Annotated in this window: 17 protein-coding genes; 8 read left to right on the top strand and 9 right to left on the bottom strand. The window is 66.5% G+C overall.

The window, feature by feature from the left end; genetic code table 11:
* Entirely contained in the window at nt 1–513 is a 513-nt protein-coding gene (def, locus tag MTBLM5_RS06920) for a peptide deformylase (protein WP_173975024.1), read from the bottom strand.
* 65 nt (nt 514–578) lie between these two features.
* Nucleotides 579–1,943 carry a DUF4139 domain-containing protein gene (locus tag MTBLM5_RS06915; RefSeq protein ID WP_173975023.1) on the bottom strand — a complete coding sequence of 455 codons (1,365 nt, stop codon included), beginning with the start codon at nt 1,941–1,943 and terminating at the stop codon, nt 579–581.
* On the opposite strand from MTBLM5_RS06915, the gene MTBLM5_RS06910 reads away from it, so the two are divergent.
* Nucleotides 1,942–3,147, top strand: a complete 1,206-nt coding sequence (locus MTBLM5_RS06910) for a DNA recombination protein RmuC (RefSeq protein WP_305792051.1) — start codon at nt 1,942–1,944, stop codon at nt 3,145–3,147. The genes MTBLM5_RS06915 and MTBLM5_RS06910 overlap by 2 nt on opposite strands.
* Nucleotides 3,148–3,815: 668 nt before the next feature.
* Here MTBLM5_RS06910 and MTBLM5_RS19110 read toward each other — a convergent pair.
* The 4 genes from MTBLM5_RS19110 to lptG all read right to left on the bottom strand — a co-directional run bounded on the left by MTBLM5_RS19110 (nt 3,816) and on the right by lptG (nt 7,884).
* On the bottom strand, nt 3,816–4,319 hold the full coding sequence (locus MTBLM5_RS19110) for a cold-shock protein (RefSeq protein ID WP_068503938.1): 504 nt from the start codon (nt 4,317–4,319) through the stop codon (nt 3,816–3,818).
* A 251-nt stretch (nt 4,320–4,570) separates the two neighbouring features.
* Nucleotides 4,571–5,269 carry a phosphatase PAP2 family protein gene (locus tag MTBLM5_RS06900; protein ID WP_173975021.1) on the bottom strand — a complete coding sequence of 233 codons (699 nt, stop codon included), beginning with the start codon at nt 5,267–5,269 and terminating at the stop codon, nt 4,571–4,573.
* Nucleotides 5,270–5,272: 3 nt separating this feature from the next.
* A complete protein-coding gene (locus MTBLM5_RS06895) occupies nt 5,273–6,742 on the bottom strand; it encodes a glycosyltransferase family 39 protein (protein WP_173975020.1) in 1,470 nt (489 codons plus the stop codon).
* A gap of 38 nt (nt 6,743–6,780) precedes the next feature.
* Nucleotides 6,781–7,884, bottom strand: coding sequence for an LPS export ABC transporter permease LptG (gene lptG, locus MTBLM5_RS06890; RefSeq protein WP_173975019.1), 1,104 nt, complete (start codon nt 7,882–7,884; stop codon nt 6,781–6,783).
* A gap of 124 nt (nt 7,885–8,008) precedes the next feature.
* On the opposite strand from lptG, the gene MTBLM5_RS06885 reads away from it, so the two are divergent.
* The 4 genes from MTBLM5_RS06885 to MTBLM5_RS06870 all read left to right on the top strand — a co-directional run bounded on the left by MTBLM5_RS06885 (nt 8,009) and on the right by MTBLM5_RS06870 (nt 11,333).
* Entirely contained in the window at nt 8,009–8,581 is a 573-nt protein-coding gene (locus tag MTBLM5_RS06885; RefSeq protein ID WP_173975018.1) for a cob(I)yrinic acid a,c-diamide adenosyltransferase, read from the top strand.
* 133 nt (nt 8,582–8,714) lie between these two features.
* Nucleotides 8,715–9,461 (top strand): electron transfer flavoprotein subunit beta/FixA family protein, encoded by a 747-nt coding sequence (locus tag MTBLM5_RS06880; protein WP_173975017.1) that lies wholly within the window; start codon nt 8,715–8,717, stop codon nt 9,459–9,461.
* Between the two features lie 2 nt (nt 9,462–9,463).
* Nucleotides 9,464–10,402, top strand: coding sequence for an electron transfer flavoprotein subunit alpha/FixB family protein (locus MTBLM5_RS06875; protein WP_173975016.1), 939 nt, complete (start codon nt 9,464–9,466; stop codon nt 10,400–10,402).
* Between the two features lie 52 nt (nt 10,403–10,454).
* The gene (locus MTBLM5_RS06870) at nt 10,455–11,333 is read left to right on the top strand and encodes a 3-hydroxybutyryl-CoA dehydrogenase (RefSeq protein ID WP_173975015.1); all 879 of its coding nucleotides are present in this window, start codon (nt 10,455–10,457) and stop codon (nt 11,331–11,333) included.
* 156 nt (nt 11,334–11,489) lie between these two features.
* Here MTBLM5_RS06870 and MTBLM5_RS06865 read toward each other — a convergent pair whose 3' ends face one another.
* Both MTBLM5_RS06865 and MTBLM5_RS06860 read right to left on the bottom strand, forming a co-directional pair.
* Entirely contained in the window at nt 11,490–11,849 is a 360-nt protein-coding gene (locus tag MTBLM5_RS06865; RefSeq protein ID WP_173975014.1) for a carboxymuconolactone decarboxylase family protein, read from the bottom strand.
* Nucleotides 11,846–12,304, bottom strand: coding sequence for a nucleoside deaminase (locus tag MTBLM5_RS06860; protein WP_371814002.1), 459 nt, complete (start codon nt 12,302–12,304; stop codon nt 11,846–11,848). Before MTBLM5_RS06860 ends, MTBLM5_RS06865 begins: the two co-directional genes overlap by 4 nt.
* Before the next feature lie 46 nt (nt 12,305–12,350).
* Here MTBLM5_RS06860 and MTBLM5_RS06855 point away from each other — a divergent pair, with 46 nt between their 5' ends.
* From MTBLM5_RS06855 to rsmD, 3 genes are read left to right on the top strand one after another with little or no spacing between them, the layout of a single operon-like run.
* Nucleotides 12,351–13,064 (top strand): gamma-glutamyl-gamma-aminobutyrate hydrolase family protein, encoded by a 714-nt coding sequence (locus MTBLM5_RS06855; protein WP_173975013.1) that lies wholly within the window; start codon nt 12,351–12,353, stop codon nt 13,062–13,064.
* Nucleotides 13,061–13,957 (top strand): pseudouridine synthase, encoded by an 897-nt coding sequence (locus MTBLM5_RS06850; RefSeq protein ID WP_173975012.1) that lies wholly within the window; start codon nt 13,061–13,063, stop codon nt 13,955–13,957. The genes MTBLM5_RS06855 and MTBLM5_RS06850 overlap by 4 nt, the downstream gene beginning before the upstream one ends.
* Nucleotides 13,932–14,492 (top strand): 16S rRNA (guanine(966)-N(2))-methyltransferase RsmD, encoded by a 561-nt coding sequence (gene rsmD, locus MTBLM5_RS06845; protein WP_173975011.1) that lies wholly within the window; start codon nt 13,932–13,934, stop codon nt 14,490–14,492. Before MTBLM5_RS06850 ends, rsmD begins: the two co-directional genes overlap by 26 nt.
* On the opposite strand, the gene MTBLM5_RS06840 is transcribed toward rsmD, so the two are convergent.
* Nucleotides 14,473–14,796: a hypothetical protein gene (locus tag MTBLM5_RS06840; RefSeq protein WP_173975010.1), complete on the bottom strand. Its 324-nt coding sequence runs from the start codon at nt 14,794–14,796 to the stop codon at nt 14,473–14,475. The genes rsmD and MTBLM5_RS06840 overlap by 20 nt on opposite strands.
* Nucleotides 14,797–14,809 lie beyond the last annotated feature (13 nt).

The raw sequence follows: 14,809 nt of genomic DNA, 5'->3' as shown, positions 1-14,809 counted from the left end.
TCACCGGCCGTCCTTCTTGCTCTTGAGCAGCTTGCGCAGGATCATGTTGCGCTTCAGCGCCGACATGTGGTCGATGAACAAGATGCCGTCCAGATGGTCCATCTCGTGCTGCAGCACCGTGGCCAACAGCCCGTCGGCCTCGATCTCGTGGCTTTGGTTGTCGGTGCCCAGATAACGCACCTTGACGGCGCGCGGGCGGGTGACGTTGCCGTAATGGGCCGGCACCGACAGGCAGCCTTCCTCGTAGGTATTGTCGTCGTCGGACACCCAGACGATTTCCGGATTGGCCATGCGAAGCGGCGCGCGGTCGGCCTCGTCCTTGGCGATGTCGACGACGATGATGCGCGACAGCACGCCGACCTGCGGCGCCGCCAGGCCGATGCCCGGGGCCTCGTACATGGTGTCCAGCATGTCGTCCATCAGCCGCAGCATCTTGTCGTCGATCCGCTCGACCGGGGCGGATTTCTTGGTCAGGCGGGGATCGGGGGCGGTCAGGATTTCCAACAGGGCCATGGGACGCTTTCAACGCACGAGAATTCTGCCCTGGTGAGATATGGAAGCCGAAAGCATCGGTCAAGCTATCCTTTGACCCGCGCGCGGATCGCCAGCACCGTTTCGCCCTTGGCCGGCACCTCGATGACCCAACTGGCGGTGAAGGCATCGTCCTTGGTGTGGGGCGAACTTTCCGACAGAACCAGCCATTCCGGCCCGAAGGATTCGCGCACGGTGACCCGGGCCGGGCGCTCGCCGCCATTGGCCAGGCGCACCTCGATGGCCGATTCGCTGATCTCGGCGGAAACCTTCTGGAAATCGGTCTGCACCCGCCTGGCGGTGACGTCGAAGGCGCGGCCCAGGCTGACCTGGGCGACTGCCCCGGCCGGGACCGGCCCCAACCGATCCTCGCCCACCAGATTGGCTTGGCCGTCGCGGCCCCGCTGGTACACGCGAAGGGTACCGGCCGGCAGGGGCTGGCCTGTGGAATTGCGCAGCGACATTTGCGCCTGCGGGTGCAGCATTGCGCGATCGGCCCAGCGGCCGCGCCAGGCGTGGTGGGGCGCACCGTCCAGCACCAGCTTGCGCTCGACCGCCAGGCTGGCAGGGGCCATCAGGGCGACCTGGCGGCGCTCGCCGGCGGCCAGGGTGACCGGCTGGGCGATGGTGTAAAGGTGGTGCGGCCCCAGTTCCTCCCGCGCCGGCATGGCCTCGGCCGCCGCCATCAGGGTTTTGGCCGCCCGCATCGGTACCGAAGGCGCCCCCTGGCGTGACACTTCGCCCGCGACCAATTGCAGGTGGGCATTGGTGAATTCGGTGCCACCCTGATTGGCGATGGTGGCCCAACTGGTCAGCGTCAAGCGGTCGCCCGAGGGCGCCAGTTCGGCGGTGTAATCGGCGGTCCAGTCCAGGCCGCCGGCCAGATAATCCAGCTCGATCTCGCGCTTGCCGGTAAGGTCAGAGCTGACCGTCGCCACGAAGGACGGGGCGGCGCGCAGGGATTCCGGCAGCGCATCGTACAGCACCCGCTCGGGCTGGCCGGCGACCACCCGGCCGTTGATGCGAAACACCGGGACGCCGTCGGCGGCCAGCACGGTGGCGCGCTCCTCTCGGCCGCCCGGCCAGGTCACGGTGACCTCGGACCCGATGGCGCCAGCCAGCAGGCGCGCCGCGTCGATGCCGCCCACGGCGAAGGCCTGCTCGCGCGTCTGCAAGCCCGCCCCCGACAACCAGGCACTGCCGTCCTGCGCCTGGGGGCTGACGCCCTCGAACACCAACACCTGGCCGCCCTTGTCCAGGGTGACGGTCCGGCGATCGCGCACCAAGGCCTGACCGGCTTGGGTGATGGTCAGGGACAAGGCGGCGCGGTCGGCGTGGGTGACGATGGTATCGGCCGCCGCCAATGGCGGCAGCAAGGCGGTGGTCATCAGCAGGGCGAGGATTCGACGCATGGGCAACTCCGGTTTCGACCATTCCTATGCTATGAAAGCGGCGAGACGATGGCAGAAACGGGGGCCGATGGTGGACATGGCATGGATGGTGGCGGCGGGACTGGGGTTGGCCGCCCTGGTGGTGGCGGTGCTGGCGCTTTTGCGCAATCGTGGCGACACGACCGGTGCCGCCATTGAATCCATGGCGGCGGCCCAGGCCCAGCTGACCGGCCGTCTGGCGCAACTGGCCGAAAGCCAGGCCGCCGCCCAAAGCCTGTTGGCCGAGCGGCTGCAGGGCCAGGAACGCAGCCTGGCCAAGACCGTCGAGGAACGCCTGGCCGAGATGGCCAAACGCCTGGATGACGGCGTCCAGCAGGCGTCGCACCGCCAGGCGACCTCGCTGCACGAGCTGCGCGAGCGCCTGGCCGTCATCGATGCCGCCCAGAAGAACATCACCGAATTGTCGGCCCAGGTGGTCAGCCTGCAGGACATCTTGTCCAACAAGCAGGCGCGCGGCGCCTTTGGCGAGATTCAGCTGAACGACATCGTCACCGCCATGCTGCCGCCGTCGGCCTATCGCTTCCAGGCCGCGCTGGGCGACGGCCGGCGCGTCGATTGCCTGCTCGACCTGCCCAATCCCCCCGGCTCGATCGCCATCGACGCCAAGTTCCCGCTGGAAAGCTTCCACCTGTTGCGCAACGCCAAGGATGATGCGGAACGCACCCTGGCCGGCCGCGCCTTTGCCACTGCCATCTTGAAGCATGTCAGGGACATCGCCGAGAAGTACATCGTCCCCGGCCAGACCGCCGAATCCGCGCTGATGTTCCTGCCGTCGGAAGCGATCTATGCCGAGTTGCACGCCAACTTCCCCGACGTGGTGGAAAAAAGCTTCCGCGCCAAGGTGTGGATCGTCTCGCCCACCACCTTGATGGCGACGCTGAACACCGTGCGCGCCGTCTTGAAGGACGCCCGCATGCGCGAGCAGGCCGGCCTGATCCAGAAGGAAGTGCGGATGCTGCTGGACGATATCGGCCGCCTGGACGACCGTGTCGCCGCCCTGGACAAGCATTTCGGCCAGGCGTCGGAAGACATCCGCCAGATTCGCATTTCCACCGAAAAGGTGGCCAAGCGGGCCGACCGCATCGAGACGGTGCAATTGGGCGAGGATGCCGACGGCCCCGCCGCCGAGGTGGCCCCGCCGGCGCCGAAACTGCCGGCATCCTGAGAAAAAAAGTGGCGGGACCGGAGAACCGATCCCGCCATCTCAGGGAGACAAAGCAGTAACGGTATTTAGGTACGACAATACCGATTTCGATGCAAGGCTTTTTTGCATCGCACTGGGCAAGAAACTTTCTAAAACTAGACCATCGAGCCTTTAATCTGGTTCATACCCTCTGCCGTCACCCCCGGACTTGATCCGGGGGTCCATGCTGCCGGAGGCAGCTTCGCCACCATGGATTGCCGGGTCAAGCCCGGCAATGACAATCAAGAAAGGCTGATCCGGATTTTATGCTCGCGGCTCTAGCCGGGAAAGTCTTGATCCGAGGCCGCTTCCCACAACCGTCATGGCCGGGCTTGCCCCGGCTATCCACGCGGTTCCGCCACTCCCTTTGTTCCCAATGACTTTTCTGACCCGACGCGTGGACCCTCGGGTCAAGCCCGAGGGTGACATCAAAGGGAGGAGGGAAAATCAAGCCTCCTCAGCAGGCGAGGCACTGAAACCGGCCAGATTCCCGCCATCGGCGGAGCTTGGGATGATTAAACAAGACAGCAATGGGTTCAGTTTGCCGGCGACACGCGCGGGCTTGGCCTCCTTCACCACGGAAGGGCGCCGCAAAAATCGGAACAGGCCCCCGCGCGGCGTGCGCGGGGGCTGTCCGAATAAGACGACCGTCAGATCAGGGCGACGGTGTCGGCCTGGGGACCCTTCTGGCCCAGCGTGGTGGTGATACGCACCCGCTGACCGCTTTCCAGGTTCTTCAGGCCCGAACGCTCGAGAGCCTTGATATGGACGAACACGTCCTTGCCGCCTTCGTCGGTCTGGACGAAGCCAAAGCCCTTCTCGGCCGAGAAGAACTTGACCACGCCTTCGACGGTCTCGCTCGGGCCGCGATCGGTGCGCGGAGCGCGCGGAGCGGCGGTCGCGGTCGAGGCGTCAACCTCGTGCACGGCGACGACCTGCGGACCACGGTTGCCCTGGCCCAGATCGCAAACAAGAGTGGTGCCTTCGGCGACCTGGGTCAGACCAGCGCGCTCGAGAGCCGAGATGTGCAGGAAGGCATCGGGCGAACCGTCGGACGGAGCGACGAAGCCGAAGCCCTTCGAGGCGTTGAACCACTTCACGGTGGCGGTCACGTTCGCCTGGCTGACCGCCTGGCGGTCGAAGCTGCTGGGCATGCGCGGCGTACTACGCGGAGGCTCGTAGCCCATGTCGCTGCCAAAGTCGTCCCGCCGGCCGCGATCGCGGGAGCGGCTACCATGATTATCTCGGTTCCAAGCCATGTGTCATTCTCGTCGGTAGAAAATACAAAAACCCACGCACATGCGTGGGGCATCCCGGTCCTTGCCTACAGGCGCAGCTCAGTCTGAACCTATATCATTACCCGAGAATCGGCGACGCGCCTAGGGGTTTAAACCCTATCCGCCGGTTATTGCCTATGATTCTTCGATGACTCGCCCAACAACCGGCGGTACAGCCACAGAATCAGCCCGATGGTGATCGCCGCCGAGAACGCCACGTCCGAGACGAAATGGCCGCCCTGGGCGATGCGGACCAGCCCCACCACCGCCCCGAAGATCAGGCTTGCCGCCACGGCAAGGGGCCGCCAGGCAGGCGGCGCCAGCAGGGCGAAGGCCAGCGGCCAGAAGCCCAGGGCGCCATGGCCCGAGGTGAACGAGCAATTGTCGTCGCACTGGTCGCTGATCATCAGCGGCCGGACATAGGTGGCCTTGCCGCCGAATTCCATCAGCGTCGATGGCCGGGGACGCCCCCAATTGTCCTTGAGGATCAGGTTGACCACCAGCCCCGGCCCCAGGGCCAGCGACAGCAACAGAAAGGCCGCCACCCGGCGGCTGACGCCTAAGAACACACGCCGCATCGCCTCGCCGGCCAGCCACAGGATCGCGACGGCGCCAGCCACGGCGAACAGCACCACCGGCATCGACTTCCTGATCCATTCGGGGAAGGGCGCGCTGCGGGCGGGAAAGACATATTGCTCGGGTGCGTAGAACCAGGCCGCCACCGACAGATCGATCTGGGGAAACAACACCAGCGGCGCCAAGGCCGCCAGGGTCCACAGCCAGGGGTGCCGCTCCATCGAGCCCCACCAGGCGTTCAGCCACCGCATTAGCTAGTACCCCCTGAAGCCGGTCAACCGCCACACCAACAGCGGCCGACCGCGCGCGCCAAGGTCGATATGGTCACGGATGGTGTCGATATGCTCGGCCCGATCGAACCGGCGGATCACATCCTGCGGGGGTTCGGGGTTCTGGGTGACGTAGATCATCAGGGGCTCGCCAGCGGCCAGGCTGGAGGTCTGGTCGTAATGGTCGCGCACCCGGCCTTCCGGGTTCCACTTGGCGAAATCGAACGGATGCGGCCGAACGTAATAAACCAACGAGGCCAGGATCTTGCGTTCGTCGCCCAGCAACCGGGCGCCGGGATGGGCGGCCAGGATCGCCGACAGCCGCTCGCCGACCAGCTCCCAGCCGCGCACGCGCCGCATGGGGTCGATCTTGGCCGCCCTTTCGCCCAGGAGCGGACGGATGGTCTCGAAATGATAAAGCCCGCCCATGGCCGCCAGATTCAGGGCCAGCGACACCCACAGCCACGCCGCGCGCCGGCCAGCCAGCCACGCCACCGCCAGCAGGACCCCGGCGACGAAGGCCGGCGCGGTCCAATTGGCGTTGGCGCGCGACAGCAGGCTTTCGACGGTCATCACCAGGAAGACGGGCGCCGCGAACGACACCAACAGGCGCTCGGTCGAACCGGCCCGCGACCGGAATCCGGCCACCAGCGCCATCACCAGCGCCACCATCAAGATCGGGCCGAACACCGCGAACTGGCCGAACACGAACTCGGCCATCTTGTCCGGGTGGAACAAGGTGCCGCCCAGATTGGCGTTGTCCTTGGTGTGCTCGTAGGACACGAAGCCATTCAGCGCGTTCCACACCAGATTGGGGGCATAGACCGCCAGCCCCAAGCCGATGCCGGCCCACAGGCCCCGGCTTTTCCACAAGGGCCGGGCCTCGCGGTCCCAGATCAGCCACAAAGCCAACGAGGCCAGGAAGAAGGCCATGGCATATTTCGACAGCAATCCAAGACCCAGGAACAGACCGAAGCCCAGCCACCACCGGCTGACCCGCTCAGGCCTGGCCCGACCGCGCACCAGGCACCACAGCGCCCCGGTCCAGCAGGTCAGCAGGAAGGGGTCGGTGGAAATCAGCATCGACGACAGCGACACCGCCGGCAGCGTCGCCCAGGCCACCATGGCCCAGGCACCGACCCGGGCGTTCCACAAATCGCGGCCGAGCAGGAACAGCAGGCCGGCGGTCAGCAAATGGGCCAGCACCGAGGACAGCTTGACGCAGCCTTCGCCGTCGCCGCACAGCGCCGTGGTGCCGGCGATGGCCCAGGCCACCATCGGCGGCTTCGAGTAATAGCCCAGTTGGAAATTCTGCGCCCACGCCCAGTACTGGGCCTCGTCGAACGACAGGTTGGGCGAGGCGAAGGCCAGGATCGCCAAGCGCCAGGCGATCACCCCGGCGACCGTCAGGGTCGCCAGCCGGACCGGCCGCGAGAAGGGGGTGTCACTGTGCATGGGCGGGGATTACCACCGCCCTTGGAATTTGGCAATCCTCAGCCGTCTTCCAGATAGAACAGGCCGCTGACCCCGATCAGCAGGGCCACCAAAGCCGGGCTCCAGGCAGCCAGGATCTGCGGCAGGGTCGAGGACAGGCCGAAAGCGAAAATCACCTTGGAAAACAGATAAATGGCGAAGCCGGCCCCGACTCCGCCGCCGACCCGGATCAGCAACCCGCCGGCCCGCATGTTGGGCCTGAGCGAGAACAAGGCGGCGATCAGCACCATCGAGGCGTACAACAGGGGCGACGCCAACAAGGCCTGGAAATGCATGCGGTGCTTGGTGGCGGCGAAGCCGGCCTTCTCGAAGAACGAGATGAAGGCCGGCAATTGCCAGAAGCTCATGGCCTCGGGCGCGGCGAAGTTGTCTTGCACCCGTTCCAGGGTCAATTCGGTCGGCAGGCTGATCTGATCGAGATGCTGGCTGGGTTTGCCGCCCTCCATCTGCCAGACGTCCTTCAGGGCGAAGGCGCCGTTCTCCAGGGTCCCGCTCACCGCCGACAGCCGCCTGAAAAAACGATCGGGGCCGTCGAACAGGAAGATGTGAACCTCTTTCAGGTGCAAGGCCAGGCCCTCTTGGCGGACATCCTCGGCGTGGACCACCACCTGGCGGCGATCGTCGCCCTCGCGCAGCCACAGGCCGATCTCGGACAGGTCGAAGGAGCCGGACTTGTTGAGCAGAAGCTCGTCTTGCATACGCTGGAAGCGGGCATACATCGCCGCCCCCAGCGGATTGACCGCCATCACCTCGAAGATGCCGACCAGCACCGAGACCGCCACCACCGGCGCCAGGAATTCCCACGCCGAGATGCCCGCCGCCCGGGCCACCACCAGTTCGTGGGTCCGGGTCAGGCGCCAGAACGACAGCATCGCCCCGATCATCACCGCGAAGGGCAAGATCATGTGCACCATCTGCGGCAGCTTCAGCACCGCCATGGTCATCAGGGTGGCAAGGCCCAGATCGCCGCGGCCGGCGGCGCGCCGGATCAGCTCGATCACGTCGAACAGAAAGATCACCCCGGCGATCACCAACAGCGCCGCCGCGAACGCCAGCAGGAACTGGCGGCCGATATAGGTACTGAGGGTCAAGGACAGGCGCATGGGGTATCCCGAAAAAATCCGGCCGATTATAGGGGCAAAGTCGGTCAAGGAAAGCCCGCTCTCGCCAGCCGGCCCCGGAACATGGCATAAAGGCGGCCCGATCCAAACAGCTCGGTGGCGCACCATGGTCACGTTGACACGCATCTATACCAGGGGCGGCGACAAGGGCCAAACCTCGCTGGGCGACGGCGCCCGCGTGCCCAAGCACGCACTCAGGGTCGAAGCCTACGGCACGGTGGACGAGGCCAACGCGGTGATCGGCATCACCCGCCTGGCCACCCGCACCCACCCCCAGGCCGATTCCATGCTGGCCCGCATCCAGAACGATCTGTTCGACCTGGGCGCCGATCTGTGCACGCCCTCCAAGGAGGACGAACAGCCCGGCCAGGCGCTGCGCATCGCAGCCGGCCAGGTGACCCGCCTGGAAGCCGAGATCGACGCGATGAACGCCGAGCTGGCGCCGCTGGCCTCGTTCGTGCTGCCGGGCGGCACCGAGGCCGCCGCCCAACTGCATCTGGGCCGAACCGTGGTGCGCCGCGCCGAACGGCTGATGACCCAACTGGCCGAGACCGAAGCGGTCAATCCCCAGGCCATCGCCTATGCCAACCGGCTGTCCGACCATCTGTTCGTGCTGGCCCGCTGGTTGAACAAACAGGCGGCCGGCGACGTTTTGTGGGTTCCCGGCGCCAACCGATAACCGCCTGTAAAACCCTGCGCGGGCTGGCGTTGACAACGCGAAAGCGCGAGCATATGGTGCAATGCAATAGCTAAATCCGCCTTGCAATGCCGATTTACGGCACAAGGCCCTTGCCGAAGGGATCAGGAGGACCATGAAGGTACTGGTCGCCGTAAAGCGGGTCATCGACTACAACGTCAAGATCCGCGTCAAATCGGATAATTCCGGGGTTGAGACCGCGAACGTCAAGTTCAGCATGAACCCGTTCGACGAAATCGCCGTCGAGGAAGCCGTGCGTCTGAAGGAAGCTGGCAAGGCCACCGAGATCGTGGTGGTGTCGCTGGGTCCGGTGGCCGCGCAGGAAACCATCCGCACCGCGCTGGCCATGGGCGCCGACCGCGGCGTGCTGGTCCAGACCGACGAAGAGGTCCAGCCGCTGGCCGTCGCCAAGGCCCTGAAGGCGCTGGTCGACAAGGAACAGCCGGGCCTGGTGATCCTGGGCAAGCAGGCGATCGACGACGACAGCAACCAGACCGGCCAGATGCTGGCTGCGCTGCTGGGCTGGTCGCAGGGCACCTTCGCCTCGAAGGTGGAACTGGGCGACAAGGCCACCGTCACCCGCGAGGTCGATGGCGGTCTCGAGACCGTGGCGCTGAAGCTGCCGGCGGTGGTCACCACCGACCTGCGCCTGAACGAGCCGCGCTATGCCTCGCTGCCCAACATCATGAAGGCCAAGAAGAAGCCGATCGAGACGGTGACCCCGGCCGATCTGGGCGTCGATACCAGCCCGCGTCTGGTCACGCTGAAGGTCGAAGAGCCGGCCAAGCGCAAGGCCGGCGTCAAGGTCGCCGACGTCGCCGCCCTGGTCGACAAGCTGAAGAATGAAGCGAAGGTGATCTGAAAATGACCATCCTTGTCATCGCTGAACACGAAGGCGGCGCGCTGAAGTCCGCCACCTTGAACACCGTCACCGCCGCCGCCAAGATCGGGGGTGATATCCATGTGCTGGTGGCCGGCGCAGGTGTCGCCGCCATCGCCGCCGAAGCCGCCAAGATCGCCGGCATCGCCAAGGTGCTGACCGCCGAGGCGCCGGCCCTGGAACACCATCTGGCCGAGCCCTTGGCCGCGCTGATCGTGGCCCTGGCGCCCGGCTATACCCACATCCTGGCCCCGGCCACCACCACCGGCAAGAACGTCGCGCCCCGAGTCGCGGCCCTGCTGGACGTGGCCCAGCTGTCCGACATCACCGCGGTCGTCTCGGCCGACACCTTCGTCCGCCCGATCTATGCCGGCAACGCGCTGGCCACCGTGCAGTCGAAGGATGCCATCAAGATCATCACCGTGCGCGGCACCGGCTTCGAGGCCGCCGCCACCACAGGTGGCTCGGCCGCCATCGAGGCGGTCAGCCCGGCCGCCGATCCCGGCCTGTCGGCCTTTGTCGGCCAGCAGCTGTCGAAGTCGGAACGGCCCGAACTGACCAGTGCCCGCATCATCGTCTCGGGCGGTCGCGGCATGGGTTCGGGCGAGAATTTCGCCCTGATCGAGGCCGTCGCCGACAAACTGGGCGCCGCCGTCGGTGCCTCGCGCGCCGCCGTCGATGCCGGTTTCGTCCCCAACGACTTCCAGGTCGGCCAGACCGGCAAGATCGTCGCCCCCGACCTTTACGTCGCGGTCGGCATCTCGGGTGCCATCCAGCATCTGGCCGGCATGAAGGATTCCAAGGTCATCGTCGCCATCAACAAGGACGAAGAGGCCCCGATCTTCCAGGTCGCCGATTACGGTTTGGTCGCCGACCTGTTCAAGGCGCTGCCGGAGCTGGCCCAGGAATTGGACAAGAAATAATCCCCGGCCCGGACGTCCGAGCCAGAACACCCTATCAGGCGGGAGTTATCGCATGAGCGAAATTCGGAAGATTGGTGTCATTGGCGCCGGACAGATGGGCAGCGGTATCGCCCATGTGTGTGCCGCTTCGGGCTTTGACGTGATCTTGCTGGACGTGACGGACGAGGCCCTGAAGAAGGGTCTTGCCGTCATCGACAAGAATCTGGGCCGTCAGGTCGCCAAGGGCAAGCTGTCCGAGGAAGACAAGGCCGGCACCCTGTCGCGCATCAAGACCACCACCCAATATGCCGATTTCGGCGACAGCGACCTGGTCATCGAGGCCGCCACCGAGGACGAGCAGGTCAAGCGCAAGATCTTCGCCCTGCTGTGCCCGGTCCTCAAGCCCGAGGCGCATATCGCGTCCAACACCTCGTCGATCTCGATCACCCGTCTGGGTGCCGCCACCGACCGCCCGGCCAAGTTCATGGGCATGCACTTCATGAACCCCGTGCCGGTGATGCAACTGGTCGAGCTGATCCGCGGCATCGCCACCTCGGAAGAGACCTTCGGCCTGGTCCGCGACATGGTGCTGAAGCTGAAGAAGCAGCCGGTCTCGGCCGAAGACTTCCCGGCCTTCATCGTCAACCGCATCCTGCTGCCGATGATCAACGAAGCCGTCTACACCCTGTACGAGGGCGTCGGCTCGGTGGAAGCCATCGACACCGCCATGAAGCTGGGCGCAAACCACCCGATGGGTCCGCTGGAACTGGGCGACTTCATCGGCCTGGACACCTGCCTGTCGATCATGCAGGTGCTGTATGACGGCCTGGCCGATTCCAAGTACCGCCCCTGCCCGTTGCTGGTGAAGTACGTGGAAGCCGGCTGGCTGGGTCGCAAGACCGGCCGCGGCTTCTATGATTATTCGGGCGAGAAGCCGGTTCCGACCCGCTGATCGGTCCCGCTGAAGGCGCGGCCGATCAGCGGTCTTGCCTTTGGCGCGCCCGTGCCGGGCGGCTCAGTCGCCGCTCGGGCTTTGGCCTTTGGCGCGCCCGTACCGAACAGCTTTAGAGACCTCCCCTTCCGGTCCCGCCGGAAGGGGATTTGTCGTTCAGCCGCCCGCCTTGGTGGCCGCGTGCTGGTCATAGGCCTCGACCGCCAATGCTGCGTACATCAGGCTGGGGCCGCCGCCCATATAGATGGCCATGCCGAGGACCTCCATCAGTTCCTCGCGGGTCGTGCCCAGTTCCAGGGCGGTGCGGGTGTGGAAGGCGATGCAGCCGTCGCAGCGGGCCGCCACCCCCATGCCCAGGGCGATCAGCTCCTTGGTCTTGGCATCCAGCACGCCCGGCGCCGACGCCGCCTTGGCCATGGCGGAAAAGCCCTTCATCACCTCGGGGATGGTGCCGCGCACCTGACCCAGCAGGCCCGACAGTTCCTTGGCCATCTGCGGCCAGTCCTTGGTGCTCATCCGTTTTCTCCTCGTCTGTCCTGAAAGAAGCTTTTCAGCAGGGCCGCCGCCTCGGCCTCGCGCACGCCGCCCACCACCTCGGGGCGGTGATGACAGGTGGAATGGTCGAACACCCGGGCGCCGTGCTCGGTGCCGCCGCTTTTCGGATCGTAGGCGCCGAACACCAGCCGGCGGATGCGGGCCAACGAGACCGCCTGCGCGCACATCGGGCACGGTTCCAGGCTGACATAAAGGTCGCAGCCATCCAGGCGGACATTGCCGATCGCCTGGGCCGCCTGGCGGATCGCCAGCATCTCGGCATGGGCGGTGGGGTCGGCCAGTTCCTCGACCCGGTTGCCGGCCTGGGCCACGACCCGCCCGTCTTGGACCACCACCGCGCCCACCGGCACCTCGCCGCGCAAGGCGGCAAGGCGGGCCTGTTCCAGTGCGACGGCCATGAAGTCGGTCATGTCCATCATCTATCACATTGAAGCCGGCGGCGCAGGGCTCTATACAGCAGGGATGACCCGCACACCCGTCATTGGTATCACCCTGGACAGCGAAGAGCCCGGCGGCTATTCGAAGTTCCCGTGGTACGCGCTTCGCCAGAATTACGCCGGCTGGATCGCCGAGGCCGGCGGCCTGCCCATCGCGCTGCCGCACGAGCCAGAGCTGGCCGCCCACTATCTTGACCGCATCGACGGGCTGCTGGTGACCGGCGGCGCCTTCGATGTCGATCCGGCCCTGTTCGGGGCCGCCAGCCGCCACGCCACGGTGACCCTGAAAAGCCGCCGCACCGCGTTCGAGCTGGCCATCGTCCAGGGCGCGCTGGAACGCGACATGCCGATTCTCGGCATCTGCGGCGGCCAGCAGCTTCTGAACGTGGCATTGGGCGGCACCTTGATCCAGCACATCCCCGACGAGGTGGCAGGCTGCCTGGCCCACGAGCAGCCCAATCCCAGGAACGAGCCCGGCCACACCGTCGCCATCGCCGAAGGCACCCGGCTGGCGGCCATCACCGGGGCCGGCACCGTGGCGGTCAATTCCGCCCACCATCAGGCGGTCAAGAATGTGGCACCCGGCTGCATCGTCGATGCCACCGCCCCCGACGGGGTGATCGAGGGCATCGAGGCCCCGGACAAGCGTTTCTGCATCGGGGTGCAATGGCATCCTGAATTCAACATTTCCGAAGCCGACCGGGCCCTGGCCCGCGCCTTCATCGAGGCCTGCACATGACCGAAGACGTCGAAGACGAATCCACGGGCGCCAAGGAAGCCAGCGGCGAACGCATCGCCAAGCGCATCGCGCGGGCCGGCATCTGCTCGCGCCGCGACGCCGAGCGGCTGATCCAATTGGGCAAGGTCACCCTGAACGGCAAGGTGCTGGACACCCCGGCGGTTCTGGTCACCGATGCCGACCGCATCGTCGTCGACGGCCAATTGGTCGGCGAGCCGGAGCGGACCCGGGTGTGGCGCTATCACAAGCCGGCCGGGCTGGTCACCACCCACCGCGACCCCCAGGGCCGCCCGACGGTGTTCGAGAAGCTGCCCGACAGCCTGCCGCGCGTCATGTCGGTCGGCCGCCTGGATCTGTCGTCGGAAGGCTTGCTGTTGCTGACCAATGACGGCGAACTGGCCCGCAAGCTGGAATTGCCGGCCGCCGGCTGGGTGCGGCGCTACCGCGTGCGCGTCCATGGCGAGGTGCCGCCCGAGACCCTGGTCGGGCTGGAAAAGGGCATCACCATCGAGGGCGTCAAATATGGCCCGATCAAGGCCCAGCTGGACCGCCAGCAGGGCTCGAACGCCTGGCTGACCCTGTCCCTGAAGGAAGGCAAGAACCGCGAGGTCCGCCGCGTCATGGACCATCTGGGCTGGCCGGTCAGCCGCCTGATCCGCGTCGCCTATGGCCCATTCCAGTTGGGCAGTCTGGAAGAAGGCGCGGTCGAGGAAGTGCCGGCCAAGGTGGTCAAGGAACAATTGGGCGACCGCGAATCCGGCTGGGCCAAGGCCGACACCACCGAACGCGCCCGCCCGCCGGCCCCCAAGAAGAAGCCGGCCCGCCCCGAGAGACCCACCGATAAGCCCACCGGCAAGGCCGCCCCCCATGCGGATCGTCGGCGGCGTTCATAAGGGGCGCCGGCTGGCGGCACCCTCGGGCCGCGACACCCGCCCGACCGCCGACCGCGCCCGCGAGGCCTTGTTCAACATCCTGGCCCACTCGGCCCATGTCGAGCTGGACGGCGCCCGCGTGGTCGATTGCTTCGCTGGCAGCGGCGGATTGGGGCTGGAGGCGCTGTCGCGCGGCGCCGCCCACGTCACCTTGATCGAGCAGGCCCATGCCGCCCTGGCGGCGCTGAAGGCCAATGTCGAGACGCTGCGGGAGGGCCAGCGCGCCACCATCGTCAAGGCCTGCGCCACCCGCCTGCCGCCGGCCGGACAGCCCTGCACCCTGGCCCTGCTGGACCCGCCCTATCACCTGAACCTGGCGGCACCCTGCCTGACGTCACTGGCGGCCAAGGGCTGGCTGGCGCCAGACGCGCTGTGTGTGGTGGAAGTGGCCGCCGACGAGGATTTCACCCCGCCGCCGGGTTTCACCGAACTGGATCGCCGCACCTATGGCGCGGCCAAGTTCGTGTTCCTGAAGGTCAGCCCCCCAGCGCCTTGACGATGCGGGCGATCAGGCCGGGTTTCTTCTTCGACGGGGGCGGCTTCCTGGCCGGCGGTTTCGCAGCGGCCGCGGGCTTCGCGCCCACCGGCTTGCAGTTGGGATTGGTGTAGGAATAGAACACCTTGAAGTCGCCCGAGGCATCGACCTTGTAATAGGCCACCTTCTTGATGGTCGGGTCCTTCTGGCAACGGCGCTTGGCGTCGGGCTCGGCGTCCTCGCGGGTGGTGATGCTGTCGGAATAATCCAACCGCCCCTCTTTCAGGGGCTGGCCGTCCTTGCAGGAATAGATCTCGGTCGTCATGGGCCGATTCTAC

Source organism: Magnetospirillum sp. LM-5 (assembly GCF_902729445.1).
Lineage (GTDB): Bacteria > Pseudomonadota > Alphaproteobacteria > Rhodospirillales > Magnetospirillaceae > Magnetospirillum.
This window is presented reverse-complemented; position numbering and strand designations above follow the sequence as displayed.